21 protein-coding genes are annotated in these 26695 nt (G+C 71.6%); 7 read left to right on the top strand and 14 right to left on the bottom strand.

Annotated features, from left to right (window positions below):
- Window positions 1-411: 411 nt before the first annotated feature.
- The gene (locus ABZ904_RS33175; RefSeq protein ID WP_360999815.1) at window positions 412-1419 is read right to left on the bottom strand and encodes a stage II sporulation protein M; all 1008 of its coding nucleotides are present in this window, start codon (window positions 1417-1419) and stop codon (window positions 412-414) included.
- Between the two features lie 120 nt (window positions 1420-1539).
- Here ABZ904_RS33175 and ABZ904_RS33170 point away from each other — a divergent pair, with 120 nt between their 5' ends.
- The gene (locus ABZ904_RS33170) at window positions 1540-2583 is read left to right on the top strand and encodes an RDD family protein (RefSeq protein WP_360999812.1); all 1044 of its coding nucleotides are present in this window, start codon (window positions 1540-1542) and stop codon (window positions 2581-2583) included.
- Window positions 2584-2720: 137 nt separating this feature from the next.
- Here ABZ904_RS33170 and ABZ904_RS33165 read toward each other — a convergent pair whose 3' ends face one another.
- From ABZ904_RS33165 to ABZ904_RS33130, 8 genes are all read right to left on the bottom strand, one after another.
- Window positions 2721-3338 (bottom strand): hypothetical protein, encoded by a 618-nt coding sequence (locus tag ABZ904_RS33165; RefSeq protein WP_359403363.1) that lies wholly within the window; start codon window positions 3336-3338, stop codon window positions 2721-2723.
- Between the two features lie 207 nt (window positions 3339-3545).
- On the bottom strand, window positions 3546-5003 hold the full coding sequence (ahcY, locus tag ABZ904_RS33160; protein WP_360999809.1) for an adenosylhomocysteinase: 1458 nt from the start codon (window positions 5001-5003) through the stop codon (window positions 3546-3548).
- Window positions 5004-5316: 313 nt separating this feature from the next.
- Window positions 5317-6294, bottom strand: coding sequence for a cation diffusion facilitator family transporter (locus ABZ904_RS33155; protein WP_360999806.1), 978 nt, complete (start codon window positions 6292-6294; stop codon window positions 5317-5319).
- Between the two features lie 156 nt (window positions 6295-6450).
- Window positions 6451-7602 (bottom strand): mannose-6-phosphate isomerase, class I, encoded by a 1152-nt coding sequence (gene manA / locus ABZ904_RS33150; protein ID WP_359403372.1) that lies wholly within the window; start codon window positions 7600-7602, stop codon window positions 6451-6453.
- Window positions 7603-7690: 88 nt separating this feature from the next.
- Window positions 7691-8818, bottom strand: a complete 1128-nt coding sequence (locus ABZ904_RS33145; RefSeq protein WP_359403375.1) for an SIS domain-containing protein — start codon at window positions 8816-8818, stop codon at window positions 7691-7693.
- Window positions 8819-8845: 27 nt separating this feature from the next.
- Window positions 8846-9016: a Trm112 family protein gene (locus ABZ904_RS33140; protein ID WP_359403378.1), complete on the bottom strand. Its 171-nt coding sequence runs from the start codon at window positions 9014-9016 to the stop codon at window positions 8846-8848.
- 126 nt (window positions 9017-9142) lie between these two features.
- Window positions 9143-10498, bottom strand: a complete 1356-nt coding sequence (locus ABZ904_RS33135) for a phosphomannomutase/phosphoglucomutase (protein ID WP_359403381.1) — start codon at window positions 10496-10498, stop codon at window positions 9143-9145.
- Window positions 10499-10913: 415 nt separating this feature from the next.
- The gene (locus tag ABZ904_RS33130) at window positions 10914-11291 is read right to left on the bottom strand and encodes a DUF3499 domain-containing protein (protein WP_359403384.1); all 378 of its coding nucleotides are present in this window, start codon (window positions 11289-11291) and stop codon (window positions 10914-10916) included.
- A gap of 393 nt (window positions 11292-11684) precedes the next feature.
- On the opposite strand from ABZ904_RS33130, the gene ABZ904_RS33125 reads away from it, so the two are divergent.
- Entirely contained in the window at window positions 11685-12134 is a 450-nt protein-coding gene (locus ABZ904_RS33125; RefSeq protein WP_359403388.1) for a metallopeptidase family protein, read from the top strand.
- A 56-nt stretch (window positions 12135-12190) separates the two neighbouring features.
- On the opposite strand, the gene ABZ904_RS33120 is transcribed toward ABZ904_RS33125, so the two are convergent.
- The 3 genes from ABZ904_RS33120 to ABZ904_RS33110 all read right to left on the bottom strand — a co-directional run bounded on the left by ABZ904_RS33120 (window position 12191) and on the right by ABZ904_RS33110 (window position 17863).
- A complete protein-coding gene (locus ABZ904_RS33120) occupies window positions 12191-13708 on the bottom strand; it encodes a DUF5719 family protein (protein WP_361827476.1) in 1518 nt (505 codons plus the stop codon).
- Window positions 13705-17349, bottom strand: coding sequence for a glycosyltransferase (locus ABZ904_RS33115; RefSeq protein WP_361827472.1), 3645 nt, complete (start codon window positions 17347-17349; stop codon window positions 13705-13707). The genes ABZ904_RS33120 and ABZ904_RS33115 overlap by 4 nt, the downstream gene beginning before the upstream one ends.
- Window positions 17350-17599: 250 nt before the next feature.
- Window positions 17600-17863 carry a WhiB family transcriptional regulator gene (locus ABZ904_RS33110; protein ID WP_003975777.1) on the bottom strand — a complete coding sequence of 88 codons (264 nt, stop codon included), beginning with the start codon at window positions 17861-17863 and terminating at the stop codon, window positions 17600-17602.
- A gap of 693 nt (window positions 17864-18556) precedes the next feature.
- Between ABZ904_RS33110 and ABZ904_RS33105 the strand changes: the two genes are divergently transcribed.
- The 4 genes from ABZ904_RS33105 (at window position 18557) to ABZ904_RS33090 (ending at window position 22660) form a co-directional block, all read left to right on the top strand.
- Complete coding sequence (locus ABZ904_RS33105; RefSeq protein WP_359403397.1) at window positions 18557-19099, top strand: cysteine dioxygenase family protein; 543 nt, start codon at window positions 18557-18559, stop codon at window positions 19097-19099.
- 174 nt (window positions 19100-19273) lie between these two features.
- Window positions 19274-20257 carry a 2-phospho-L-lactate transferase gene (gene cofD, locus ABZ904_RS33100; protein WP_360999795.1) on the top strand — a complete coding sequence of 328 codons (984 nt, stop codon included), beginning with the start codon at window positions 19274-19276 and terminating at the stop codon, window positions 20255-20257.
- On the top strand, window positions 20254-21558 hold the full coding sequence (locus tag ABZ904_RS33095) for a coenzyme F420-0:L-glutamate ligase (RefSeq protein ID WP_359403403.1): 1305 nt from the start codon (window positions 20254-20256) through the stop codon (window positions 21556-21558). Before cofD ends, ABZ904_RS33095 begins: the two co-directional genes overlap by 4 nt.
- Before the next feature lie 100 nt (window positions 21559-21658).
- A complete protein-coding gene (locus tag ABZ904_RS33090; RefSeq protein ID WP_361827468.1) occupies window positions 21659-22660 on the top strand; it encodes a DNA-3-methyladenine glycosylase 2 family protein in 1002 nt (333 codons plus the stop codon).
- Window positions 22661-22716: 56 nt separating this feature from the next.
- Here ABZ904_RS33090 and ABZ904_RS33085 read toward each other — a convergent pair whose 3' ends face one another.
- Window positions 22717-23799, bottom strand: a complete 1083-nt coding sequence (locus ABZ904_RS33085; protein ID WP_359403409.1) for an NDP-sugar synthase — start codon at window positions 23797-23799, stop codon at window positions 22717-22719.
- 279 nt (window positions 23800-24078) lie between these two features.
- Entirely contained in the window at window positions 24079-25530 is a 1452-nt protein-coding gene (locus ABZ904_RS33080) for an N-acetylmuramoyl-L-alanine amidase (RefSeq protein ID WP_361827491.1), read from the bottom strand.
- Window positions 25531-25673: 143 nt separating this feature from the next.
- On the opposite strand from ABZ904_RS33080, the gene ABZ904_RS33075 reads away from it, so the two are divergent.
- A complete protein-coding gene (locus ABZ904_RS33075) occupies window positions 25674-26429 on the top strand; it encodes a TIGR03089 family protein (protein ID WP_359403412.1) in 756 nt (251 codons plus the stop codon).
- Window positions 26430-26695 lie beyond the last annotated feature (266 nt).

Genomic DNA, 26695 nt, shown 5'->3' with positions numbered 1-26695 from the left:
GAGTTCTCAAGGAACGGACGCTTCCTTCGTACTCACCCTCTCGGGCTTTCCTCCGGGCGCTTCCCTTCGGTGTCTCCGACTCTATCAGATCTTTTCTCGACCCGATTTCCTCGGTTGCTTTCCAGGTTTTCGCTTTCGCGTTTCCCTTTCCGGCGACCCCGACTTTATCAGAGTTTCCGGAGCCGATTGACCGGCGGTCCATTTCTGATTCAACGGGGGCTTCTCGGAAGCTGCGCTCCGGAAGCGACTAGACGCTCACTGTTGCTGGTGGGTAGGTCCACCTCTAGGCAACTGTTCGAATCTACCTCCCCGCTCGACCCGTGTCAACGGGTCTTGTGGGGCGAAGACGAGACTAGCAGGCCAACACGGGGAAACGCACATCGAGCAGGAGCCGACAGGGTGCCGGTCGGCTCACGCCGCCATCGGCACGCTCGCGCTGCGCTCGCCCGCACCCAGGTCACCGGTGTCGCCGGCCCGGACCGCACGTCCGCCCAGCACGTACACGTACGTGAGGAAGGCCAGCTCAGCGACGACGCCTATACCTATGCGGGCCCACGTCGGGAGGCCGGAGGGTGTCACGAAGCCCTCGATGGCCCCGGACACGAACAGGACCAGGGCAAGACCGATCGCCACCCCGAGTGCGGCCCGGCCCTCCTCGGCGAGGGCGCTGCGACGGGTGCGAGGACCCGGGTCGATAAGGGTCCAGCCCAGTCGCAGTCCCGTGCCGGCGGCCACGAAGACCGCGGTCAGTTCCAGGAGGCCATGGGGGAGCACCAGACCGAGGAACGTGTCGAGACGGCCCGCCGACGACATCAGGCCGGCACCCACCCCGAGGTTCAGCATGTTCTCGAAGAGGATCACGAGGACGGGGAGGCCCAGGAAGACGCCGAGGACCAGGCACAGCGCGGCGGCCTGGGCGTTGTTCGTCCACACCTGGGCGGCGAACGCGGCGGCGGGATGGCTGGAGTAGTACGTCTCGTACTCGCCACCGGGGCGGGTCAAGGTGCGCAGCTCGCTGGGTGCCGCGATGGAGGCCTGGACCTCCGGGTGGGTGCCTATCCACCACCCCAGGAGTGCTGCGATCACCGTTGAGAGCAGAGCTGTGGGTATCCACCAGCGGCGCGAACGGTAGACCGCGGCGGGAAAGCCGTACGCGAGGAACTGTGTGACATCACGCCACGAGGCCCGGCGCGTGCCTGTCACGGCACTGCGCGCGCGTGCCACCAGTTGACTGAGCCGACCTGTCAGCTGGGGATCCGGTGCGCTGGACTGGATGCCGGAGAGGTGGGTGGCGGTGCGCTGGTAGAGGGCGACGAGCTCGTCCGCCTCGGCTCCGGTGAGGCGGCGCCGGCGGCGCAGGAGGGCGTCGAGACGGTCCCACTCGGCGCGATGGGTGGACACGAACACGTCGAGGTCCATGGGATGGGCTGCTCCTCGTCCTCTCGTACTGCGTGTCAGCTTGTCGTACCGCGGCGCGATGTGCCCCTCAGCTTGGCAGACTGGCGTACCTCGGGGAGTACCAGGGGAAGGACGGCGTGCGTGAGTGAGCTAGTGACGGGCGAGGCGGTGGCGCTGGAGCTGCGCCCCGCGAAACTGCCGAGCCGTGCGCTGGCGGTGTTGCTCGACCTGGCCGTGGCCATGACGGCATATCTCATCGTGACCATCGCACTGGTGGCCGCCACGTCCGGGCTGGACGAAGCCGCGCAGGTCGCGGTGTCGATCGCGACGTTCGTCCTGGTCCTGATCGGCGGACCCATAGCCGTGGAGACCCTCAGTCGCGGCCGTTCACTGGGCAAGCTGGCCTGCGGGCTGCGCGTGGTCCGGGACGACGGTGGACCGATCCGGTTCCGGCACGCGTTGGTGCGGGGCGCGATCGGTGCGATCGAGATCCTGATGACTTTCGGCATCGTGGCGTGCATCGCCTCGCTCGTGTCCGCGCGGGGCCGGCGACTCGGTGACGTCTTCGCGGGCACGCTGGTCGTACGGGAACGGGTGCCCGCAGGACGTTCGGGCTTCGTGCCCCCGCCGCCGCCCTGGCTTGCCGGGCGGTTCTCCCAGCTGGACCTCTCGGCGGTCCCGGACGGGTTGTGGCTGGCTGTCCGGCAGTACCTGACGCGGATGCAGCAGCTGGATCCGCAGGTGGGCCAGGCGATGGCGGAACGTCTTGCCTCGGATGTCGCAGCGCGCACGGGGGCGCCGGCGCCGTATGGGATTCCCCCGGCCGCGTATCTGGCGGCGGTGTTGCAGGAACGGCAGGCGCGGGAGGCGCGGCGGGCGTTCGGCGGCTGGAGCGAGGTCGGGAGCGCAGCGGCGGCCCCTGGAGCGGGCAGCACGCCGGGCGGGTACGCCCCGGCGCCCCAGAAGGCTCCCCTGGCGGCGGGCGGAGCAAGCCCGTGGCGGGCTCCGGTCCCGAACGACGTGGACGACCGGGCCGCGACGTCCGCTCCCGCTCAGTCGTATGCCTACGCGTGGCCTCAGCCACAGGCACCCGCAGCCCCGCAGGACCGGCAGCCGGTGACTGGCGCGACGCCGCGGGCGGAGTCGGCGGATCAGCCTGCCACCGGGTTCGTACCGCCCGCGTAGCCGCACGCGGCCGGCTCCTCGACGGGTCCGGGCCCCGTGGGTGCGCGTCCGTCGGCGGTCTCGTCACTTCGGTACAGACCTCGCCGGCCCGTCCGGTGGTACCCGCCTCGGCATCTCTCGTCCAGCGCGAACGCCTGTCACGAGAACGCCGAGGGGGGTGACTCGAGGTCCTCGAGCTCGATGCCGGGTGCCGCGAGCACCACGTCCCCCGAGATGTGGACGGTGTGCAGCTCCCCCGTGTCCAGGTCCGTGACCTGGTATTCGTCCACGATCAGGGGGGCGTTGTCAGTGGCGTGTGCTTCTCTTTCGATCAGGGCCCAGGACTGGTCCACGGTGCGGGGTGCGAGGACCGGATCGGTGAAGGCGACGAGGCGTACGCGCGTCGCGGAGGAAGAAGAAGGGGTGAGGCGCAGCAGCCGGGCGGTGGCGACGAGGAAGGCCGGGGACGTGCCGGTGAAGGCGTGAGCGCGGACATTGCCTTCGGTGGCATGGGTGCCGGTGGGGTCGGTGCGGACCCAGGTGACGCCGTCGAGGGCGGCACCCCGCACCTGCCAGCCTCCGGCGTGGAGTTCCAGGCGGATGGGGCGGCCGAGTTCGTCGAGGGCCAGATCGACGGAGCCGGCCTGGTCGCCGGACGGAGTGATCAGCTGCGAGACGTAGCGCCAGCCGGAGGGGCCCGGCGCGCACTGGAAGTGTTCTTCGCCGAGGGGGGTGTGGTCGTGCGGGTCATGAAGCGAATATCGGCCGCGGGGCATGGGGGTCCTGGGTCGTGACGGGCTGGTCGGGCCAGTCTGCCTGGCCTGGCCGAACGGGGCAGGCCCCCGGCACGGGGGTGCGGGGGGCCTGCCTCGGAACTGCTCTGAGGTGCGCGTCAGTGCACGGACGCGCTCGCCACGTCGAGAGCGGCGGGCGCGCGTACGCTCACAGCCTGCGGTGTACGCGCGACCCGGTGCCTCAGGTGATCAGTAGCGGTAGTGGTCGGACTTGTACGGGCCCTCGACGTCGACGCCGATGTACGCGGCCTGCTCGGGGCGGAGCTGGGTGAGCTTCACGCCGAGCGCGTCCAGGTGGAGGCGGGCGACCTTCTCGTCCAGGTGCTTGGGCAGCGTGTACACACCGGTCGGGTACGCGTCGGGCTTGGTGAACAGCTCGATCTGGGCCAGCGTCTGGTCCGCGAAGGAGTTGGACATCACGAACGACGGGTGACCGGTGGCGTTGCCCAGGTTCAGCAGACGGCCCTCGGAGAGGACGATGATCTTCTTGCCGTCGGGGAAGGTCCAGGTGTGGACCTGCGGCTTGACCTCGTCCTTGACGATGCCGGGGACCTTGGCGAGGCCGGCCATGTCGATCTCGTTGTCGAAGTGGCCGATGTTGCCGACGATCGCCTGGTGCTTCATCTTGGCCATGTCCGTGGCCATGATGATGTCCTTGTTGCCGGTCGTGGTGATGAAGATGTCGGCCTTGTCGATGACCTCGTCGAGGGTCGTGACCTGGTAGCCGTCCATGGCCGCCTGCAGCGCGCAGATCGGGTCGATCTCGGTGACGATCACGCGGGCGCCCTGTCCGCGCAGGGACTCCGCGCAGCCCTTGCCCACGTCGCCGTAGCCGCAGACGACGGCGGTCTTGCCGCCGATGAGGACGTCGGTGGCCCGGTTGATGCCGTCGATCAGGGAGTGGCGGCAGCCGTACTTGTTGTCGAACTTCGACTTGGTGACGGCGTCGTTGACGTTGATCGCCGGGAACAGGAGGACGCCGTCGCGCTGCATCTCGTACAGGCGGTGGACGCCGGTCGTGGTCTCCTCGGTCACGCCGCGGATCTCGGACGCCAGCTGGGTCCACTTCTGGGGGTTCTCGCCCAGGGTGCGGTGGAGCAGCTGAAGGATGACGCGGTGCTCGTCGGACTCGGCGGTCTCGATGGCCGGGACCTTGCCGTCCTTCTCGTACTCGACGCCCTTGTGGACGAGGAGGGTGGCGTCACCGCCGTCGTCGAGGATCATGTTCGGGCCGCCGGTGGGGCTGTCCGGCCAGGTCAGCGCCTGCTCCGTGCACCACCAGTACTCCTCCAGGGTCTCGCCCTTCCAAGCGAAGACGGGGATGCCCTGGGGGTTTTCGGGGGTGCCGTCGGGGCCGACGGCGATGGCGGCGGCCGCGTGGTCCTGCGTGGAGAAGATGTTGCAGGAGGCCCAGCGGACCTGGGCGCCAAGGGCCACCAGCGTCTCGATGAGCACGGCGGTCTGGACGGTCATGTGCAGGGAGCCGGTGACGCGGGCGCCGGCCAGCGGCTGCGTCTCGGCGTACTCCTTGCGGATCGACATCAGACCGGGCATCTCGTGCTCGGCGAGGGTGATCTCCTTGCGGCCGAATTCGGCCAGCGAGAGGTCGGCGACCTTGAAGTCCTGTCGGTTGTCGACAGTCGTCATTGCGTGCTGCTCCTCGGGGTTGGGGCGAGGTGGGTACGGCTGGTCTGCGCGGCGGCGGACACAGGGGTGCCCGGAAGAGGACACAGGAATGCCCGCGTACGCGCAGCGCAGTCGTCGGAGGCCCTCTCTCCCTCGGCCGGTCCGTCGTGGGACCGCCCGACCGCCATCAGCAGCGACGTCTGGCTCGGCCTCCAAGCTACACCGGGCGGCCCCGCGTACCCCAGTCCGCCTCGGAGGAGCCCGGTTGCCTGCGGACTGCTTTCGGCCGGTGCCCGGGGCTGTGCCGCGCGGGATCCGGGGGCCGGCCGCGGGCTCAGTGGCCGGGCACCTGGGCGGGACCGCCGGGGGTCGCCTCGGGGTCCGGGCCCTTGGCCGCTTCCGCCTCGCTGTAGATGTCCGGTTCCAGGTAGATGACACGGGCGATCGGGACGGCGGCCCGGACGCGGGCCTCGGCGGCGTCGATCGCGGCGGCAACCTGTGTGGCCGTGTCGTCGTGCCGGACCGCGATCTTGGCGGCGACCAGCAGTTCCTCGGGGCCGAGGTGGAGCGTGCGCATGTGGATGATGCGGGGCACCGTGTCGCCGTCGACGATCGCGGCCTCGATCTTCCTGACCACCTCGGGGCCCGCGGCCTCGCCGAGCAGCAGGGACTTGGTCTCGGCGGCGAGAACGAGGGCGATCAGCACGAGGAGGACACCGATGCAGATGGTGCCGATGCCGTCCCAGACGCCGTCGCCGGTGAGCAGCGCGAGGCCGACGCCGCCGAGGGCGAGAACGAGACCGATGAGGGCGCCGAAGTCCTCCAGGAGGACGACCGGCAGTTCGGGCGCCTTGGCCCGGCGGATGAACTGCGCCCAGGACAGCGTGCCGCGCAGGCCGTTGGACTCCTTGATGGCCGTGCGGAAGGAGAAGCCCTCGGCCAGGATCGCGAAGACGAGCACGCCCACGGGCCAGTACCAGTTCTCGACCTCGTGCGGGTGGCTGATCTTCTCGAAGCCCTCGTAGATGGCGAACATGCCACCGACCGAGAAGAGGACGATCGAGACGAGGAAGGCGTAGATGAAGCGCTCGCGCCCGTAGCCGAAGGGGTGCTGCGGGGTCGCGTCGCGCTGGGCGCGCTTGCCGCCGATCAGCAGCAGGAACTGGTTGCCGGAGTCGGCGAGCGAGTGGACGCCCTCGGCGAGCATCGAGGAGGAGCCGCTGAAGGCGAACGCCACGAACTTGGATACCGCGATCGCGAGATTGGCTCCGAGTGCCGCGACGATCGCCCTGGTGCCGCCTGACGCGCTCATGTGTTCGCGTTGTCCCTTCGTAGCGTCCCGCCCTGGATGCGCCTGCCGGCGCACTCCGTCCAGGGCTTTACCCGTCCTTTGCCGGTGGGTCATTGTTGCAGCCGGGTCCGGCGGCGTTGCGCCGGACCGACAGCATGACCATGTACGGCGTTCGGGTCAGGCTACGACTGTGGCCCGGAAGACGGTGCCGGCCCCGGCCACCTCGGCCTTCTCGCCCGCCGGCACGAAGACTGACTCGCCGGCTGCCAGCAGGTGCTCCCCGGCCCGTACGGAACCCGCCGTGCACAGCAGGATCTGCGGGGTGGCGCGCGTGAGGTCGCGCGGGGCGGCGCCCTCGGCGAGGACGTACCGGGAGAGGCGGAACTCGTCGATGGGGGTCTCGTAGACCTCCTCGCCGTTCGAGGAGGCCTCCGGGCGCAGGACACCAGGGTCGCCGGCCTCGAAGCGGACGATCCGGAGCAGCTCGGGGACGTCGACGTGCTTGGGGGTCAGTCCGCAGCGCAGGACATTGTCGGAGTTGGCCATGATCTCGACGCCGAGGCCGTTCAGATAGGCGTGCGGGACGCCCGCGCCCAGGAAGAGAGCCTCGCCGGGCTGCAGCTGGACGTAGTTGAGCAGCATGGCCGCGATCACGCCCGGGTCGCCGGGGTAGTGATGGGCGATGCCGGCGTACGGGGCGTAGGCGCCGCCCAGGCGGGCGCAGGCGGCCGCGGCCTCGCCGACCGTGTGGGCCATGTCGTCGGGGTCGGCGCTCAGGACTGCGGTGAGGACCTCGCGCAGGGCGGCCTCCTCCGGGTGGGCGCGCAGCAGGTCGACGTACGGCTTGAGGGAGTCGACCTCGAGGCCGGCGAGCAGTTCGGCGGCGTCATCGGGCGTACGGAAGCCGCACAGGCCGTCGAACTCGGTGAGGGCGCAGATCAGTTCCGGCTTGTGGTTGGCGTCCTTGTAGTTGCGGTGGGGCGCGTCGACCGGGATGCCGCGGCGTTCCTCGTCCGCGTAGCCCTCCTTCGCCTGTTCCAGGTTGGGGTGCACCTGGAGGGAGAGGGGGGCGCCGGCGGCGAGGATCTTCAGCAGGAAGGGCAGCCGGGGCCCGAACTTGGCGACCGTCCGCTCGCCCAGTTCCACTTCCGGCGCCTTGTCGATCACCTCGTTGAGCGGGCCGCGCGGGGTGCGCGAGGGTGCGCCCGGGTGGGCGCCCAACCACATCTCCGCCTGCGGCTCACCGGTCGGCTCCTCGCCGAGGAGCGCGGGGATGGCGGTGGTCGAGCCCCAGGCGTAGGGGCGGACGGTGTTCTCGAGGCGATCCATGCGGTGGGTGTCTTTCTCCAATACGTACGCTGCGGCCGGCGCCGTCGGGCGTCGGCGGGTGCGTGCTGTCAGATGCTGCGAGCCAAGGTCAGGCCCCCGAAGCGAGCGCCACGTAAACAGCGGCGAAATCTGTGATGGCGATCAGCTCCGCGAGGGTCTCCAGTTCGTCGCCGTCCTCCGGTTCGAGTTCGCTGATCGCCGTGTCGTGGCTGAGAGCCAGATCGCGGGCGGCTGGGGCCGCGCTCAGACCACCGATCGGGCGGTCGCGCAGAAGCACCACGCGTGCGTGGAGGGCCTGTGCCTCCTCGACCCGGTCGCGGAAGAAGTCGTCGGGGTCGGCGCCGGCGGCGAGAGGCCCGGAGAGCAGAACACTGTGGGAGGCGAGCGCCTCGGGCAGCTGCGCGGTGAGCGCGGGGCGGCCGGCCAGCTCGGCGAGCGCGGCGGCGAACCGGCGGCCGGCCGGCTCGGCGGAGACGCCCTCGGTCCAGATCACGGGAAGGGACTCGGCCAGCTCGGCGGCGAGGGTCTTGGCGGGGTTGCTGTAGGTGGCGATGGCCGGGCCGCAGCGTTCGGCGACCTGGTCGAGACGGCTCGCGACCTTCTCCAGGACGTCGGACGGGGCGGAGAGCAGCCCGGTGCGGTCCAGGAGGGCGAGCAGCGGGGTGAGCAAGGCCCACAGGACGCCGGGGGCGGACGCGGTGAGGGGTTCGTCCTGCTCGTAGGGGGCGGTCGCCATGGGGACGAACAAGCCGTGGGCGCCGACCACCGCGTCCGTGATCGGGGAGCGGGCAGGGGCCACGGCCACGACGGTGCAGCCGCGGCGGTAGGCCTGCTCGACCAGGATCGACAGCCCTGGTTCGGAGCCGTCGGGGGTGGCGATCAGCAGCAGGTCCACGGGGCCCGCCCAGCCGGGCAGCTCCCAGCGCAGGGCCCCCGCGGCCGGTGCGACACCGGTCGGATGGATGCGGGTGACCGGGCAGGCGGCACCGGCGAGTGTGCCGAGCAGTTCGGCGACGCCCACGGAGGCGGTGCCGGGGCCCGCCATGAGGACGGCGCGGGGGCGTCCGTCGGGTTTCAGCTCGTTGACCCCGGCCTCGGCGGCGTGCCGCACGGCGGAGCGGACCCTGGCGCCTGCCTCGGCGGCGCCACGCAGCAGCGCACGGCGGTCGGCGCGCGCGAGCGCCTCGGGGTCGTCGAGCAGCGATTCGTCGAGCATGGGCGGCAGTCTCCGATCGCCGGGCCGTTACGCGGGGCGGCGGGCCTCATCCACGAGCAGGACCGGGATGCCGTCCCGGACGGGGTAGGCGAGGCCGCAGTCCTGACCGGTGCAGACCAGCTCGCTCTCCGCCTCCTTGAGGGGGGCGTGGCACGCCGGGCAGGCGAGAATCTCCAGGAGGCCGGCTTCGAGCGGCATGAAAGGTCCCTTCGGGCGGATGCGCTTGGCCTGGTCAGATTACCGCTGTGAGGGCCGACGTGCGGGAGTTGATCAAGTTCTCGTCCCCCTCCCCAGGCGGGAGGGGGATGTCGGCGAGGGGGTGGGTCAGTCCCGGATGATGGCCAGGACCTCGTCCCGGATCTTCGCCATGGCCGCCTCGTCCTTCGCCTCCGCGTTCAGCCTGAGCAGCGGTTCCGTGTTGGAGGGGCGGACGTTGAACCACCAGTCGGCGGACGAGACGGTCAGGCCGTCCAGCTCGTCGGTCTCGAAGCCCTCGTACGCCGCCTTGACCGCGGCGATGCGGGCCTTCTGGTCGTCGACCGTGGAGTTGATCTCGCCGGAGCCCACATAGCGGTCGAATTCGGCGACGAGTCGCGACAGCGGCCCGTTCTGGCCGCCGAGGGCCGCGAGGACGTGGAGGGCGGCCAGCATGCCGGTGTCGGCGTTCCAGAAGTCCTTGAAGTAGTAGTGCGCGGAGTGCTCCCCGCCGAAGATCGCGCCGGTGCGCGCCATCTCGGCCTTGATGAAGGAGTGGCCCACGCGCGTGCGCACCGGCGTGCCGCCGTGCTCCCGTACGACCTCGGGTACGGACCACGAGGTGATCAGGTTGTGGATGATCATGCCCTTGCCGCCGTGCTTGCCGAGCTCGCGGGCAGCGACCAGTGCCGTGATGGCGGACGGCGAGACCGGGTCGCCGTGCTCGTCGACGACGAAGCAGCGGTCGGCGTCTCCGTCGAAGGCGATGCCGATGTCCGCCTGCTCCTGGCGCACCCGCTCCTGCAGGTCGACGATGTTCGCCGGGTCGAGCGGGTTGGCCTCGTGGTTGGGGAAGGTGCCGTCCAGCTCGAAGTACATCGGGACAAGGTCGATCGGCAGCCCGGCGAAGACGGTCGGCACGGTGTGGCCGCCCATGCCGTTGCCCGCGTCGACGACGACCTTCAGGCGGCGGATGGAGGTCAGGTCGACCAGGGAGCGCAGGTACGCCGCGTAGTCCTCCAGCGTGTCCCGCCGGGTGATCGTCCCTGGCGTCTCCACCGGCTCCGGCGCGCCCGGGTCCAGCCACTGCTCGACCAGCTCACGGATCTCGGCGAGACCGGTGTCCTGGCCGACCGGGGCGGCACCCGCGCGGCACATCTTGATGCCGTTGTACTGGGCCGGGTTGTGTGACGCGGTGAACATCGCGCCCGGCAGGTCGAACGCGCCCGACGCGTAGTACAGCTGATCCGTCGAGCACAGGCCGATCTCCGTGACGTCGACGCCACGTGCCGCCGCCCCGCGCGCGAAGGCACGCGAGAGGCCAGGGGAGGAGGGCCGCATGTCATGGCCGACGACGATCGCGTCCGCGCCGGTCGTCTGCGCGAAGGCCGCTCCGAAGAGCTCCGCGAGCGATTCGTCCCACTGGTCCGGGACGACCCCGCGTACGTCGTACGCCTTCACGATCTGCGACAGATCAGCTGACACGGCCAAACCCTCCTGGAGTCTCAATGATGAGCACAAACTACCTGCCTGCTCCGACACCTGGACGCGCCCCGGGGCCCAGCGTGGACAGTTCCCACGGAGTTCATACCGGGGCTCGACCGGAACACCGGTGCGCTGGCCCGGAAGCCCCTGCTCACGGGGCCCGGAAGCCGGGGCCGCACGGGGCTGAGAACCGGCGTGCCCGGCCGGCCGGGCGCCGAGGAGCGCACGCCGGGGTACGGACGCGTCCGGAAGTCGATGGCACCTTCGCGAGGGCGGGATGCCGCGCGGGCCGACGAAGCCCGCTCTTGGGCCAGATGAGCCGAGAAATCGTTCGAAGGAGTGAGCTGCGGCGGCTGTTGACGGCGGGCCGGGACGCCGAGGCGGGACCCGGGCCTCAAGGCCGGTCGACCGGCGGTCAGTTGTCCGGTGAACGCAGCACCCGGAGATGGCCGCGGCGGGCGACCTCCATCGGGTCCGCCGTGCGGCCGTAGCCGCCGCCGGCCCCGGCGGCGCGCTGCTGCGGACGGGCCGCCTCACGCACCGCGTTGGCGAGCGCCTCGAGGTCGTCACCGCTGGGGCGCGCGGGTGCCGAGCCGTCCAGCAGCCGGACGACCTCCCAGCCGCGCGGCGCGGTCAGGCGCTCGGAGTGCTCGGCGCACAGGTCGTAGCAGTGGGGTTCGGCGTAGGTGGCGAGCGGGCCGAGGACCGCGGTCGAGTCGGCGTAGACGTACGTCAGCGTCGCGACGGCAGGTCGGCCGCAAGCGGTGCGCGAACAGCGACGTACAGGGCTCACGACGTTGGACGGTACCGCACTCTTGAGCGGGCCGCGACGACTCTTCCCCAGGTCACTCCACCGTGTCGTGCTGTGAGACACCCCACACACCCCTTCCGGCCCGACAGGCTGACCTGCACGGACAGCCGGTACGAGAGAACCGGACACCCCTGGAACCGGTCAGCACTCGGTACAAACGCCGTCAATTCTCATGAGGGCGGCGGTCTCGGGGGTATATGGAATCGAGCCCAACCTTGGCCGGAATGGTCATCCTGCGACATCGGCGCCCCGGCACCGGCGCAGCTCCACGGAGCCCGCCACTGCAGGGCGGTCGAACAAGGAGGCGACAGAGGGGGTGCGCGGCCGTGTGGGGGCGGGGCGAGGGGACCCCGCGGGGACTACTCTTCGTCAGTGATGGACAACCCTGTAACGCCCCGCGCCACCGCGCCCGGGCCCCGTCGCCGTGACCGCCATGGCAGAGGCATGCGTGGCCCCGTCGCGCCGCCCCAGGTGCCGCTCGCCGCGAGCCGGGCCGAGGTGTTCGCGGACCTGGTGCAGGACTCCGTGGAGCGTCTGGAGCGACGCTGGCCGCAGCTCGCCGACATCGATTTCCTGGTCCTGGAAGTGCCGCGCCTGGACGGCGCCGGAGACGTCTGGATCGACGAGGCGGTACCCCTCGGTGCCACGATCGAGGCCCGCGAGGGCCGCCGGGCACGAGTGGTCGTCTACCGCCGGCCGGTCGAGATCCGGACGAAGAGCCGCGACGAGCGCGCGGCCCTCGTCCACGAGGTGGTCGTGGAGCAGGTGGCGGAGCTGCTCGGGCTGACCCCGGAGACGGTGGACCCGCGCTACGGCGAGGACTGACCGGCAGGGCCGCACCACCCCGCGGCCCGGACCGGGGGAGGTGACGGCCCCGTCCGTCACTTCTTCAGCAGCACCGACAGATCCTGGTCCGCCTGGGGCACCGCGACCGTCCCACGGTCGTCCGGGAGGGTCTGCACCGTGAACGCCGGTACGCCCTCGACGGTCGTCTGCAGGGTGCGGGCGGCGTAGACGGGTCCTCCGGAGACCGGCTCCACGGTGAGCGCGTACGAGCCCTTGAGACCGCTCGGCACGGGCGCGTGCACGTCCTGTGTCGTACCGCCCTTGATCGTGTACTGCTTCGTGACGGCGGTCCCGCCTTCGCTGCCCGCGGACGCGGTGACCTTGACCGTGGCCGCGCCGCCCGGGGCGCTCAGCGCGAGCGTCGAGTCCTTGCCGAAGTTGCCGGCCACCGAGGCGCGCGTGCCGACCGGCGCGGTGGCCGGGATGAACGCCGACTCCTGCTTGTCGCCCTTGCCCCGCAGCACGCGCAGCGCGGCGACCACGGGGACCGGGGAGTCGCTGGGCGTCAGCACCAGGGAGCCCGCCTCCCCGCGGGTGACGTCGCCGAGGTCGACGGCGGTGGTCATGCCGCCCTTCACATGCAGCGTCTCGTTCCCGGCCGGGGTGATCTCACCGGAGGGCGAGGCCAGGCGCACCTTCAGGTCGGCGTCGGCGTCGCCGGGTACGAAGGCGATCAGTCGTACGTCCGTGGCGTCCTTGGGGATGCCGGGCATCACCAGGGAGCCCGCGGGGTCGGTGGAGGCGGCCAGCCAGTCGCCGCCCAGCTTGTCGTCGAGGGCCTGCACGGCGGCGGCGACCCGGCCGCTTCGGACGCCGACGTGGACCGTGAGGTCGCTCTCCTGGGCACTGCTGAGCGTGGACAGCAGGACCGGCTCGCTGGAGTGCGGCTGGACCGTGATGCCCTCGCCGACCGTCGACTTGAGGTTGCCGTCCTTGCCGTACAGCTCGATGTCGACGACCGCGGCGGAGTCGTCGGGGTTGGTCAGGTGCACATAGTCGGTGCGGGACCCGGCGGTGCTTGCGCCCGGGAACCAGAACTCCGTGTCCGGGGCGCTGCAGCCGGTGCCGAGCAGCCCCCGGCCGGTGCCCGCGTCGACCTGTGTCGTCTCCTGGACCGTCCAGCCGGGCGCGAGACGGCCGGTGGCAGTACCGAGCAGGGCAGGCGTGTCGCTGCCGGAGGCGGTCCCGGTGACGGGGGTGCCCGGCTCCTTGGGGGTCACCTTGGGAGCGTCCGGCTGCTTCTTGTTCTTGGCGGACTTTCCGCTTCCGGAGGAGTCCGAGCCGGCCGCGGACTGCGCGCCCGCCGCGGTGAGTTCGGCCTTGCCGCCGCTGCTCGTGCCGGGCGAGACGGGCGTGAAGGACGTGTACGTGGTGTCGGCTATGTCGGAGGTGCTCGGCTCCGGGCACAGCAGCCGGGTCTGCTCCACCGGCAGCCGGGCCGCCGCCTTGGCGGTGCCGCCACTGGACGCGGCCGGTGCGGTGAGCGCCGCGAATCCGGTGACGGCGGCGAGCGCGGCCGTGCCGACGATCAGGGACAGGGTCGTGCGGTTCACTGCTGGCTCCCGTCGGGGCGCTCACTGTCGGTGCCGTGCGCCGGGTCGTACGGCGTGCCGTAGCCCTGGTCGTACGTCGGGTCGTACGGTGCCGTGGTGCCGTAGGCATACGGGTCGTACTGGGCGCCCTGATAGGGGTCGGCCGGGTACTGCTGCTGCCCGTACTCGTAGCCGCTCTGCGCGTACTGCTGCTGGTAGTCCGGGTATTGCTCGCCGCCGTACGTGTCGTACTCGCCGCCTGTCTGGCCCGCCGTGTCCCACTCGCCGTACGCCGGCTGCTGCGGGATGTCGGCCGGAGACTCCTCGGCCGGGGGCGGCGGGGCGTCGGTGTCCTGGTCGGCCTCCTCCGCCTCGGCCTGGGCCCGCAGCCGGCGGGCCCGGCGGCCCTCGCCCGAGGTCTCCTGCGCGGGCACGGAACGCTCCTCGGGGAGGTCGTCGTCGACGTCCCGGCGGCGGCCGGGCAGGGCGAGGACCACGAGGACGACGGCGAGCGAGCCCTGCGCCCACAGCCAGCCTGTGTGGGTGATCGGCGTGTCGTAGGTGACGTCCAACGTGCCGCCGGAAGTCGGCAGTTGGAAGCCCTGGGCCCAGTCGTCGACCGTGGTGCGGACGAGCGGCCTGCCGTCCAGGGTCGCGGTCCAGCCCGCACTGGCGGTGTCGGCGAGCCGCAGTACACGGCCGCCCGGGCCGGACGGGATCTTGGTGTGGATCTCGACAGGTCCGGAGGCGATGGACTGGGGTGTGGCGGAGCCCGCGACGATCGCGGCGCGGGAGACCTGCCGGTCCACCCGCCACAGGGCGCTGCCGTCCTGCTGGCTGAGCCGGCTCAGGCCGGGCGTGGCATCGAGGACGCGGCTGATCTCACGCGGCGCGCCCCTGCGGACGAGGACGTACCGCACGGCGAAGCCGCCGAGTTCGTCCGCCTGGTCGGCGCCGGACCCCGCGACGAGGTTGGCCACGACCTTGTCGAGCATCTGGTTCTCACCGTCCTCCGCGGCGAGTTCGCCGTCGCCGAGGCGGGCGCCGGAGCCGCGGACGAGGGTGTAGCCCACGCGCGCGCTGGACTGGCTGTCCAGGACCAGCGTGCGGGCCTGGTCGCTGGTGCCGCCCTCCTCGGCGACGAATGCCGGCACCTGCACGGGGTCGCGCCGCTCCAGGGGCCCGTCGGCGCCGCGGATCATCCACCCGGCGGCGATCAGCAGGGGACCGGCCACGGAGGCGAACGCGATGAGCGCGGCGACCGGCTGGCGCCAGCCGAAGCTCTGCTCGGCCACCCGCTCCTTCGCGCCTTCCGCGCCGATGGAGGCGGCCGCCAGAAGTGCGAGGCCGTAGACGAGGGTCGCGGGCCCGGCCCATGTGGAGCCGTTGGACAGCACCGCGAAGACCAGCGCCGTCAGGGCGACCGCCCACGCCGTCCAGATGGCTCCCTGACGCTCGCCGCGCATCAGGGCGGCCAGCGCGGCGAGGACGACACCGACGAGCATCAGTCCGCTGACGGTGCCGGGACCACCGGGGCTGGCGCCGAGCAGGTCGGACGCGGAGGCCGCGCTCGCGCCGTAGGCGAGACCGGCCTCCTTGAAGAAGCCGAAGGGCAGCAGCGACAGCGACCAGGGGGCGAGGATCAGCAGCGGGGTGCCCAGCTGCACGAGGAGGCGGAGGCCGCGGGCGACGAGGTCGTGCCTGCGCAGGGCGAGCAGCAGGAGACCGAGGACCAGGGCGATCGGCCACACGATGGGCGTGAACGCGGTGGTGACGGTCAGCAGCAGGGCGTACGCCCAGGTGGCTCGCCAGCTGCCGCGGGCGCGGGAGGCACGGGCGAGCCCGCCGGCCGCGATCCCCGCGCGTGCGATGAGCGGCAGCAGGATCGCGAGGACCGCCGTGCCGATGCGGCCGCCGGCGAGGGCACCCGTGATGGCGGGCAGGAAGGCGTAGGCGACGGACGCCCACGCACGTACCAGCCGCGACTCGACGAGCGGGCGTGAGGCGAAGTACGCGGTGAAGCCGGCCAGCGGCACCGAGCAGACGAGCAGGACCGTGACCGCCAGCCCGGTGGAGCCGAAGAGGATGCTCGCGAGCATGGCCACGAGCGCGAGATAGGGCGGCGCGGACTGCGTGCCGCCCGCACCCACCGGGTGCCAGGCGTCGAGATACCGGGACCACAGGTCGGAGGAGTCCGGGGGCGCGGGCAGCATCGCACCGCCCGCGAGCGCGCCGCCGCCGAGCAGGGCGCGGCAGGCGACGAGCGAGAACAGCAGCAGGACGGCGAAGAGCACCGGCCCCGGCTTGCGGGCGATGCGCTTGAGCCGGGCGAACTGTTCGACCTGCAGGAAGTCGGCGTCGTCGCCGCCGGGTCCGGATTCGATGCCGCCGCCGTGCCGGCCGGCCGAGGAGACCTCGGGGTCGGAGCGGCCCACCACGTTGCTCGCGATCTGTTCGACGGTGGCCCGGACGGTCGCCCCGCGCGGCGGGAAGAGCGGGCGCAGCTCGTCCTTGTCGATCTGCGGCCGGCCGCGCCTGCGCCGCGCGGCGAAAATCCGTTCGGGCCTGAGCAGGGTCCCGAGCAGGCCGCGGATCTCGTCGACGGCCTGTCGGGGCACCTTTCCGACGAGGTAGGCCAACGTGCGCAGGAGGGTGCCGAGCACCAGGCGGAGAAGGACCCAGGGAAGCTGTGCCGAGCGGGCGTTGACCAGCAGGGTGTAGACGGCACCCGCCTTGTCGACCTTGTGCGGGGAGGCCGCGGTACGGCTCACGCAGTCGACGGTGCGACGCTCGCGGGAGGCCGCCTCGGCGTGCCGTACCACCGCATCGGGGGCGACCAGGACGCGGTATCCCGCGGAATGGGCGCGCCAGCACAGGTCGACGTCGTCACGCATGAGGGGCAGGTGACGGTCGAATCCGCCGAGCTCCTCGAAGACGTCGCGCCGGATGAGCATGCCGGCCGTGGACACGGACAGCACCGTACGGATGTGGTCGTGCTGGCCCTGGTCCTGTTCGCGGCGGTCAAGGCCGGTCCAGCGGCGGCCGGAGTTGGCGATGGTGACGCCGACCTCGAGGAGCTGCCGGCGGTCGTACCAGCCGCGGAGCTTGGGGCCGACGACGGCCAGGTCGTCGCGGCCCAGCTCCAGCTCGTTCTCCACGACCTGCAGCAGCTGGGCCAAGGCGCCGGGTTCCGGGGCGCAGTCGTCGTGCAGGAGCCACAGCCACTCCACGGGCTCGCCGTACGGCAGCTCCGGCATGTCGTACGCCTCGTCCCGCCAGGTGCGAGTGACGGGGTCCCAGCCGCTGGGGCGCTTGAGGTAGGTCAGGTCGTCCGGGGTCAGTACGGCCGCGCTGCGGTTCGCCTCCTCGACGGCCTGGCCGAAACCGGTACGACGGGCGAGGTGCAGTACACGGTCGGCGCCGAGAGCGTCGGTGAGCTGCTGGGCGGAGTCGTCCGCGCTGCCGGTGTCGGCTGCGACCGCGTTCTGCACGGGCCGCTCCTGGCCGAGCAGCCCGGCGAGCGCGTGGGGCAGCCAGCGTGCTCCGTCATGGGAGACGAGCACCGCGGTGACCACGTGACGCGGAAACTCGGGCGGGCGGGTCGGGTCGAACGGCGACGTGGCGGCGTCGTGTTGGACCGTCGTATGGCTGTACACGGACATCGAGGTACGGGCCCCGGTTCGCTGGACTGCGGTGGACGCCTGTGCCCCTGGGGGCAGCGGGACGTCTCGGACGGAGGCCCACACTAACGGCTGGACAAGATCACGGCCCGCCGCCTGTGGACAACCCATCTGCGACGGGCCGTTCTTTACGTATCGGTGTGCGCCATTTCATCTCTGGCCCAAGGGTCCGGCCGCGACGCACGCGCAGCTGTCCTGCGAGGTCCTCGACGGCTCCCGCCGCTCGGCGGACTCAGACGGCGGCCTTCTTGAGGCGGCGGCGCTCACGCTCGGACAGGCCGCCCCAGATACCGAACCGTTCGTCGTTGGCGAGTGCGTACTCAAGGCACTCGGAGCGGACCTCGCAGGCGAGGCAGACCTTCTTGGCCTCACGGGTGGAGCCGCCCTTCTCGGGAAAAAAGGACTCCGGGTCGGTCTGGGCGCACAGCGCGCGCTCCTGCCAGCCGAGTTCCTCGTCCGCGTCGTCGACCAGCAGTTGCTGCACCAGCTCGGTCATGTGCGCCCCTCGTCAGTCTTTCGCGTCCCCGTGATGTAGCCGTTACCGATTTCGGCTGAACGACACGAGTGAAATTACAAGTGTGCCGATCCGGGCCAGTCAAGCCGAGATCTGCTATTGGGCCCCTTATTCACTCTGCGGAACCAAGGCTATGCGGAAAGTGTGCAAATCGGCATAAACCATGTCACTCGAGAGGGGTGTACGCGAGCCCCCCACCCCTCACAGAGAAGGACGCCCATCAGTTCGATCTCGTTCCGATACGTACGGCGGAGCGAACCTGATCACAGTCGGATCACGAGATCGCAACGACGTTCGTGCGCCGGGCGGTGCGCTCCATGTGTCCGCGACTCGCCCTGCACAAACCTTTCGCCTGTCAGATGAACCGGATGAGGTGAAACAGATCCCACATTCCAGGCCTCAAGTTGACAGGTGGGATGTGAACCGATGTCCTTGTGGGCATGCTCGCGAACTCGGCACTCACCCAGACCCGCACCGCCGGGTCCCTCGGTGCTGCCCGTGCTCGCTGTTGCTGTTCCGGCTGTTGAGCCTTCCGCCGCTCCGGCCGCTCCTGAGTCCACGCGACTCGGCTGCTGTCCCTCAGCCCGTACCAGGGCCCGCGCCACGCCCGTGATCCGGGCGGACGACACGCGACACCCAGCCCCCCGCTCCCTCCCGCCGAGGAACTCCGCACCCATGAACAGCGACAGCGACCTCCAGATCGCCGGCGACATCCTCGAAGTGCCGCACCTGCTCCAGCCGCCGCGCGAGCACCCGGCCACCGTGGCCGAGTTCGCCGGCCTCGCCCGCTCCGTCGCCGCCGACCGCTCCCAGTGGGCGCACCTGGTTCAGTACGACGCGACGTCCCGCTGGTACCACCGGCTGCGCACCGGACCCGGCTACGAGGTGTGGCTGCTGTCCTGGGTGCCCGGGCAGGGCAGCGGACTGCACGACCACGGGCGCTCGTCCGGCGTGCTGACCGTCCTGGAAGGCGCGCTCACCGAGCGCACGGAGCGCGGCACCCGCGCGCTGGAGGCCGGTGCGCAACGGGTTTTCGCGCCCGGGTATGTGCACGAAGTGGTGAACGACACGCTGGAGCCGGCCGTCAGCCTGCACGTCTACTTCCCGGGTCTGACCGAGATGGCCATGCTCCCGCAGTCCCAGCCGGGCACGGCCGAAGGAACCCCCGTCGAGGCGTGCGCCGCCGACCGGAGCGCCGTCGACACCGTCAGCCGCTGAGTCGACGGCGCACTGCCGGACGGCACGGGCCGGTACCGGCGGGGGCGCCGCGGACAGCCGGCGGGCCGTCCACAAGCCGGGTCGCACGGTGTCGTAGCCTCCGACAGGACCGTCCCCCTCGTCACCGGCCACCACCCCTCAACGAGTGGGCCTGGCGGCTGACACACTGTTTCAATGCGCATTGTGGTTCTGGCAGGCGGCATCGGCGGTGCCCGGTTTCTGCGCGGTCTCAAGCGGGCCGTGCCAGACGCGGACGTCACGGTCATCGGCAACACCGGCGACGACATCCACCTCTTCGGGCTGAAGGTCTGCCCGGACCTCGACACGGTGATGTACACGCTCGGCGGCGGCATCAACGAGGAACAGGGCTGGGGCCGGGCCGACGAGACCTTCCACCTCAAGGAGGAACTCGCGGCGTACGGCGTCGGACCGGAGTGGTTCGGGCTCGGTGACCGCGACTTCGCCACGCACATCGTGCGGACGCAGATGCTGGGCGCGGGCTATCCGCTCAGTGCGGTCACGGAGGCGTTGTGCGACCGCTGGAAGCCGGGGGTCCGGCTCATCCCCATGTCGGACGACCGGGTCGAGACCCATGTCGCCGTCACCCTGCCCGACAGTGACTCCGGCGCAGGGGCCGGCGAGCGCAAGGTGATCCACTTCCAGGAGTACTGGGTGCGGCTGCGGGCCTCCGTCCCGGCCGAGGCGGTCGTGCCCGTCGGCGCCGACCAGGCCAAGCCGGCGCCGGGTGTCCTGGAGGCCATCGCCGAAGCGGACGTCGTCCTCTTCCCCCCGTCCAATCCCGTCGTCTCGGTCGGCACGATCCTCGCCGTGCCCGGCATACGCGAGGCGATCGCGGACGCCGGGGTCCCCGTGGTGGGCCTCTCCCCCATCATCGGTGACGCGCCCGTGCGCGGGATGGCGGACAAGGTGCTCGCGGCGGTCGGCGTCGAATCGACGGCAGCGGCGGTCGCCGAGCACTACGGCTCGGGGCTGCTGGACGGCTGGCTCGTGGACACGGTGGACGCGTCCGCCGTGGAGCGCGTGGAAGCCGCGGGCATCCGCTGCCGCGCGGTGCCGTTGATGATGACGGACCTGGAGGCGACGGCCCGGATGGCCCAGGAGGCGCTGGCGCTCGCCGAGGAGGTGCGGACGTCGTGACCGAGACAGCCGGCTACCGGGTCTGGGCCCTGGCCGGACTCCCCGAGGTCCGCTCCGGTGACGACCTGGCCAAGCTGATCGCGGCCACCGAGCCCGGGCTCGTCGACGGGGACGTCCTGCTCGTCACCTCGAAGATCGTGTCCAAGGCGGAGGGACGCATCGTCCGGGCGGACGACCGCGAGGCCGCCATCGACGCCGAGACCGTACGGGTCGTGGCCCGGCGCGGACCGCTCAGGATCGTGGAGAACCGGCAGGGGCTCATCATGGCCGCCGCCGGCGTCGACGCCTCCAACACCCCGACGGGGACGGTGCTGTTGCTGCCCGAGGACCCCGACGCCTCCGCGCGGCTCATCCGGGAGGGACTGCGGGACACGCTGGGGGTCGAGGTGGGCGTCATCGTGACGGACACCTTCGGCAGACCCTGGCGCACCGGGCTGACCGATGTGGCCGTCGGCGCCGCGGGCGTACGGGTCCTGGACGACCTGCGCGGCGGCACGGACGCGCACGGCAATCCGCTGAGCGCGACCGTCGTCGCCACCGCGGACGAACTGGCCGCGGCCGGCGACCTGGTCAAGGGGAAGGCAGCGGGGCTGCCCGTCGCCGTGGTGCGCGGGCTGCCGCACGTGGTCTCACAGGACGACGGCGAGGGAGCACGCGCGATGGTGCGCGACGCACGCGACGACATGTTCCGGCTGGGCACCTCCGAGGCGGTACGGGAGGCGGTGACCCAGCGGCGTACGGTGCGGGCCTTCACCGACGAGCCCGTCGACCCCGGTGCCGTACGACGCGCCGTGGCCGCCGCGGTGACGGCGCCGGCGCCGCACCACACGACGCCGTGGCGGTTCGTGCTCCTGGAGTCCGCTGCATCGCGGACGCGACTGCTGGACGCCATGCGGGACGCGTGGATCGCCGATCTGCGGCGGGACGCGAAGACCGAGGAGTCCATCGCGAAGCGGATCCGGCGCGGGGACGTGCTGCGCAACGCGCCGTACCTCGTCGTGCCCTGCATGGTCATGGACGGGTCCCACACCTACGGCGACGCACGGCGGGACGCGGCCGAACGGGAGATGTTCGTGGTCGCCACGGGGGCCGGCGTGCAGAACCTGCTCGTCGCGCTCGCCGGGGAGCGACTGGGCTCCGCATGGGTGTCGTCGACCATGTTCTGCCGGGACGTCGTGCGCGAGGTGCTCGGGCTGCCTCAGAACTGGGAGCCGATGGGCGCCGTCGCGGTGGGTCACCCGGCAGAGGAACCCAAGCCGCGTGCCGTGCGGGATGCGGAGGCGTTCATCGAAGTGCGCTGAGCCGGACCCCGGCGCCCGGAAACGCGCAGAACCACCCCGGCACGGCCCCGGCACGCCTACCCTCATATGGCACAGCCCCAGAATCACCAGGACATCAACCGTGGCCGGACGTTTCCCTCTCCGCCCCACCTCCACGACCGTGCGCGGTGGGGATGTCGTCGTGCCCGGGGGTGTGCCGCGGCCGGCCATGGCCCCGGGGCGGAGGCGCTCCTGGGCCCTGCCGTGGCCGCTGGACCTCGGGCTGGTGCTCGGGCCGCTGCGACGCGGTCCCGGCGATCCCACGTTCCGGACGACACCGGACGGCTCGGTGTGGCGGGCCAGCCGAACGCCGACGGGGCCGGGCACCCTGCGGGTCGCGCTGCGGAGCGGGGTGGCCGAGGCGGAGGCCTGGGGACCCGGGGCCGAGTGGCTGCTGCATCAACTGCCCGAGATGCTGGGCGCGCTGGACGATCCCGCCGCGTTCGCACCGCGGCACCGGCTGGTGGCGCTCACGTGGAAGCGGCGGCCGGGGCTGCGGCTGACACGGACCGGCCTCGTCATGGAGTCGCTGATCCCCTCGGTCCTGGAACAGAAGGTCACCACGGACGAGGCGTACCGGGCATGGCGGCTGCTCGTACGGAAGTTCGGGGAGCCGGCGCCGGGACCCGCGCCGGCCCGGATGCATGTGATGCCGGCGCCGCGTACCTGGGCGCTGATTCCGTCCTGGGAGTGGCACCGGGCAGGGGTCGACAACAAACGGGCCTCGACGATCCTGCGGGCGGTGCGGGTGGCCGCACGGCTGGAGGAGACCACGGGGATGGAGGCGGCCGCGGCGCAGGCACGTCTCGAGGTGGTGCCCGGGATCGGGCCGTGGACCTCCGCGGAGACCGTGCAGCGCAGTCTTGGGGCGGCCGACTCGGTGACCGTCGGCGACCTGCATCTGCCGGGGATCGTGGGCTATGCCCTCGCCGGGGACCGGAATGCGGACGACGAGGTGATGCTGTCGCTGCTCGAGCCGTACGCGGGGCAGCGGCACCGGGCGGCACGGCTGATCCTGCTGAGCGGATCCGCGCCGCCCCGGCGTGCTCCGAAGATGCGGCGGGGCGACATCGGGCGGTTGTAGGAGTGCGGGTGCCCCCCATGGAGGGCACCCTGCGTTGCGGACGGGCGGTGCGGAACCTACTGGTCCGAGGAGAAGCGGACCGCGCCCGCCGGAATCCTCGCGTCGCACCAGACCCGTACTCCGTCACGGAGTTCGTTGTCCGCGCCGACCACCGCGCCGTCGCCGATGACCGCGCCCGAGACGACCGAGCGTTCGCCGATCCGGGAGCGCGCGCCGATCAGGGAGTCGGTGATGACCGCACCCGGTTCCACGACCGCGCCGGCGAGCAGTGTGCTGCCGGAGATCCGGGCACCCTCCCCGACGAAGGCGCCCTCACCGACCACCGTGCCGCCCGTCAGCTTCGCGCCCGTGGCGACCGTCGCCGTCGGCAGGATCAGCCGGTCGCCGCAGCGGCCGGGCACCGCGGGGGACGGTGCACGCCCGAGGACCAGGTCCGCCGAACCGCGCACGAACGCCGCCGGGGTGCCGAGGTCCAGCCAGTACGTGGAGTCCACCATGCCCTGCAGATGGGCGCCCGCGGCCAGCAGGCCGGGGAAGGTCTCCCGTTCCACCGAGACCGGGCGCCCCACCGGGATGGTGTCGATCACCGAGCGGCGGAAGACGTAGGCGCCGGCGTTGATCTGGTCGGTGACGATCTCCTCGGGCGTCTGCGGCTTCTCCAGGAACGCCGTCACCCGGCCCGTCTCGTCCGTGGGCACCAGGCCGAAGGCCCTCGGGTCCGTCACCTTCGTGAGGTGCAGCGAGACGTCCGCGCCCGTCGATTCGTGGGTGCGGACCAGGGCGCGGATGTCCAGGCCCGTGAGGATGTCCCCGTTGAAGATGAGGACCGGCTCGTCGGGTCCCGAGTGGAGGCGGCTCGCCACGTTCCTGATGGCGCCGCCCGTACCGAGGGGTTCCTCCTCCGTGACGTACTCGAGTCGGAGGCCGAGGGCCGAGCCGTCACCGAAGTACGGCTCGAACACCTCTGCCAGATAGGAGGTGGCGAGCACGATGTGCTCCACACCCGCCGCCCTCGCCCGCGCCAGCTGATGCGTAAGGAAGGGCACCCCTGCGGCCGGAACCATGGGCTTGGGAGTGTGCACCGTGAGCGGCCGCAGCCGGGTGCCTCTACCGCCGACCAGGAGGATCGCTTCTGTCACCTGTCGTCTCTGCTTCCTGCCGGGACCGGCCGAACTGTCCATCGGCCGGCCAGTGTATGCAGACCGTGTTATGAGGACCGCTAAGGGCGTTATGAGAACCGTTAGAGGTGCCTTCGACGACAGTGGGGTGTCCTTCGACGGCCGTGCGGGGGACACCCCCCGTACACCTTCGTACTCAAAGACGCGTACGGCGTCGTGGGGACCGTCGTGCGCAGGCGTACCGAACACCGTGGATGTCGTGCGGGTGGTCGGTACGGCTTCGTGGGACGGCCCCCTTCCTCAGCGGCCCTGCAACCGCGCCGCGGTGGTACGGATCGACCCGAGTTTGGCGTACAGCAGCTGCCCCGGGCATTCCGTGGCGAACCCGTCGCGATGGCCGGAAACCACGTTGAGTTGTGCGTTGACGCCCTTCGGGTAGAGGTTGCCACCACCGGACTGCAGGTATGTCTTGGCACGCGGATCCATGCCGTAGAGGCCCACCTTCCACGCCGTGAGCGCGGCGAGGGCGTTCACGGCGGCGGCCGACGGTTGGGTGCTGGTGTAGGTGCCGAGGACGGCGACCCCCATGCTGTTGGTGTTGAACCCGAGGGTGTGAGCGCCCATCACGGGCTTGTCCACGCCCCCGGCGCGGCCTTCGTAGATGTTTCCGCACTTGTCGATGAGGAAGTTGTACCCGATGTCCCGCCAGCCGCTGCTCACGACGTGGTAGCGGTAGATGCTGCGGATGACGGAAGGCGCTTGCGCGCAGGTGTAGTTGTTGCCCGACGCCGAGTGGTGGACGAAGGCCACCTTCACACTCGCCGTGTAGATGAAGCCCGGCTCACGCAGGCTCTCGTCGGCTCCCCAGCCGCTGCGCGTGATGATGCGCGGGCGCGGCCCGATGTACGGCTGCGCACTTTCCGGGAGCGTTCCGGCCGCCTCCGCCCTCTGCTCGTCGGCCGCTTCCTTCGTCGCCTCCTTCGACAGCGCCGGAATCTCCGCGGCGTTCGGGGGCGCGAGAACATTCGGGGGCGCCAGGGCGGCGTCAATGGCGGACGCGGCGATACCCGCGCCGCTCACTTCGGCGGATGCGCCCCCGTCCGACGGCTGTCCGTCGACGGCCTGCGTCTGCGCGGGGGCGCCCGCCTGCGGCCCCTTGCCGGGGTCGACCAGTTCGACGCGCAGGCCGTCGGGGAGGGTCGGCGCACGGGTTCCGCCGGTCTGGTCCGCCTCGGCGCGCACTCTCACCTCCACGCCGTCCGAGTTGCCGACCCACAGCGGCGCGGTCGATCCGCGCATCCGGTGCGAGGCGCCCTCCGCGCTGTCCGGGTCGGGGCCGTGGCCGTGGTTGTGCGTCTCCAGTTCCTGCCAGGCCGACCAACGGGTCGTGCCGCTCGCACGGGTGCGGATCTGGACCAGGCCGTGCAGTTCGGTTTGCGGGTCGTCCCAGACGACGCCGACCAGCGAGAAGGACCGTACGGTCTGCGGGGCCAGCCCCGCCTCGGGCAGCGCACCGGCGGCCCGCCTGGGATGGAGGGGTACGAGGGGCAGGGACTGGGTGTCGCCGGGGATGCTCGCCCCGGTGAGCGGTCCGGCGGGCGACGCGGCCGGCATGTGCGCCGCAGCCGAGGGACCCCGCACAACCGGCCCGGCCGCTGTGGCCGGGACGGCGAAGGAGAGAGTCAGTACCGCCGAGCATGTGAGTCCGATGGAGGAAGCAAGGTATCCGCGCATGCCCCCGATCTTGGGCATAGCCATACATACATGTCCATTAACGACATACAATGTCTATTAACGAATTGACGGATCGTCGGCTGAGGTGGTCCGAACCGGTGGTCCGTTCACCCGCCCGCCGCTGAGCCCCAAGACGACCGCCCCCGCGTACTCTTGCGCGCGTGAACGCCACCGACCGCACCCCTGCCGACCTGCTGCGATCCGCACTCGCCTCGGACCCCGCGCGCCCCCTGGTGACCTTCTACGACGACGCCACGGGTGAACGCGTCGAGCTCTCCGTGGCCACGTTCGCCAACTGGGTGTCCAAGACCGCCAATCTCCTCCAGGGCGACCTCGCCGCCGAGCCCGGCGACCGGGTCGCCCTGCTGCTGCCCGCGCACTGGCAGACGGCGGTGTGGCTGCTCGCGTGCGCATCCGTGGGCGTCGTCGCGGACGTGGGCGGTGACGCCGGCGCCGCCGACCTCGTGGTGAGCGGACCCGACACGCTGGACGCGGCGCGCGCCTGCTCCGGGGAGCGCGTCGCCCTGGCCCTGCGCCCCCTCGGTGGCCGCTTCCCGCAGACCCCGCAGGGCTTCGTCGACTACGCGGTCGAAGTGCCGAGCCAGGGCGACCGCTTCCAGCCCTACGCGCCGGTCGACCCGGAGGAGCCGGCGCTGATCGTCGCGGGAGCGGAGTACACGGGCGCGGAGGTGACGGAGCTGGCCCGCGCCGACGCACCGTCCCTGGGTCTGACAGGCCCGGGCTCACGTCTGCTGTCCGGACTGGCGTACGACACATGGGAAGGGCTGAGCGCCGGGCTGTACGCACCCTTGGCCTCCGGGGGCTCGGTGGTGCTGTGCCGGCATCTCGAGCGGCTCGGCGAGGACGCGCTCGCCAAGCGGATCGAGAGCGAGAGGGTCACGGCCACCGCACGCTGAGCGGCCTCGGACGACCCCTCCGGGCGAGCAGCGACCGCCGCGCGACGAGGTCCCGGCAAGCACCCAGCCGCCGCACCCAGAAGGCGTCCGCACAACGGAGGCGCCACCCGTCGCTCCCGGTCCCCTCGCTCCCCCCTGCGGCGGCGTCGCAGGAGGTCACGGGGCCCCACGCCCCGCTGGGACAGGGCGCGGCCGGGGCGCCACCCTGTCCCCCGTTCGGCCTAGCACCGGCCGCCCCGGCGTCCGCGCCGGGCCATGGTCGTAAG

The sequence above is a fragment of the Streptomyces sp. NPDC046900 genome, assembly GCF_040644975.1.
Lineage (GTDB): Bacteria > Actinomycetota > Actinomycetes > Streptomycetales > Streptomycetaceae > Streptomyces.
Note: the sequence above shows the minus strand (reverse complement) of the source record. Positions and strands in the feature narration are given on the sequence as shown.

What these genes read in the sequence shown, in the direction of transcription:
- ABZ904_RS33175 (WP_360999815.1), bottom strand. Translation starts at nt 1,419, where the DNA reads ATGGACCTCGACGTGTTCGTGTCCACCCATCGCGCCGAGTGGGACCGT.
- ABZ904_RS33165 (WP_359403363.1), bottom strand. Translation starts at nt 3,338, where the DNA reads ATGCCCCGCGGCCGATATTCGCTTCATGACCCGCACGACCACACCCCC.
- ahcY (WP_360999809.1), bottom strand. Translation starts at nt 5,003, where the DNA reads ATGACGACTGTCGACAACCGACAGGACTTCAAGGTCGCCGACCTCTCG.
- ABZ904_RS33155 (WP_360999806.1), bottom strand. Translation starts at nt 6,294, where the DNA reads ATGAGCGCGTCAGGCGGCACCAGGGCGATCGTCGCGGCACTCGGAGCC.
- manA (WP_359403372.1), bottom strand. Translation starts at nt 7,602, where the DNA reads ATGGATCGCCTCGAGAACACCGTCCGCCCCTACGCCTGGGGCTCGACC.
- ABZ904_RS33145 (WP_359403375.1), bottom strand. Translation starts at nt 8,818, where the DNA reads ATGCTCGACGAATCGCTGCTCGACGACCCCGAGGCGCTCGCGCGCGCC.
- ABZ904_RS33140 (WP_359403378.1), bottom strand. Translation starts at nt 9,016, where the DNA reads ATGCCGCTCGAAGCCGGCCTCCTGGAGATTCTCGCCTGCCCGGCGTGC.
- ABZ904_RS33125 (WP_359403388.1), top strand. Translation starts at nt 11,685, where the DNA reads ATGGACAACCCTGTAACGCCCCGCGCCACCGCGCCCGGGCCCCGTCGC.
- ABZ904_RS33115 (WP_361827472.1), bottom strand. Translation starts at nt 17,349, where the DNA reads ATGTCCGTGTACAGCCATACGACGGTCCAACACGACGCCGCCACGTCG.
- ABZ904_RS33110 (WP_003975777.1), bottom strand. Translation starts at nt 17,863, where the DNA reads ATGACCGAGCTGGTGCAGCAACTGCTGGTCGACGACGCGGACGAGGAA.
- ABZ904_RS33105 (WP_359403397.1), top strand. Translation starts at nt 18,557, where the DNA reads ATGAACAGCGACAGCGACCTCCAGATCGCCGGCGACATCCTCGAAGTG.
- cofD (WP_360999795.1), top strand. Translation starts at nt 19,274, where the DNA reads ATGCGCATTGTGGTTCTGGCAGGCGGCATCGGCGGTGCCCGGTTTCTG.
- ABZ904_RS33080 (WP_361827491.1), bottom strand. Translation starts at nt 25,530, where the DNA reads ATGCCCAAGATCGGGGGCATGCGCGGATACCTTGCTTCCTCCATCGGA.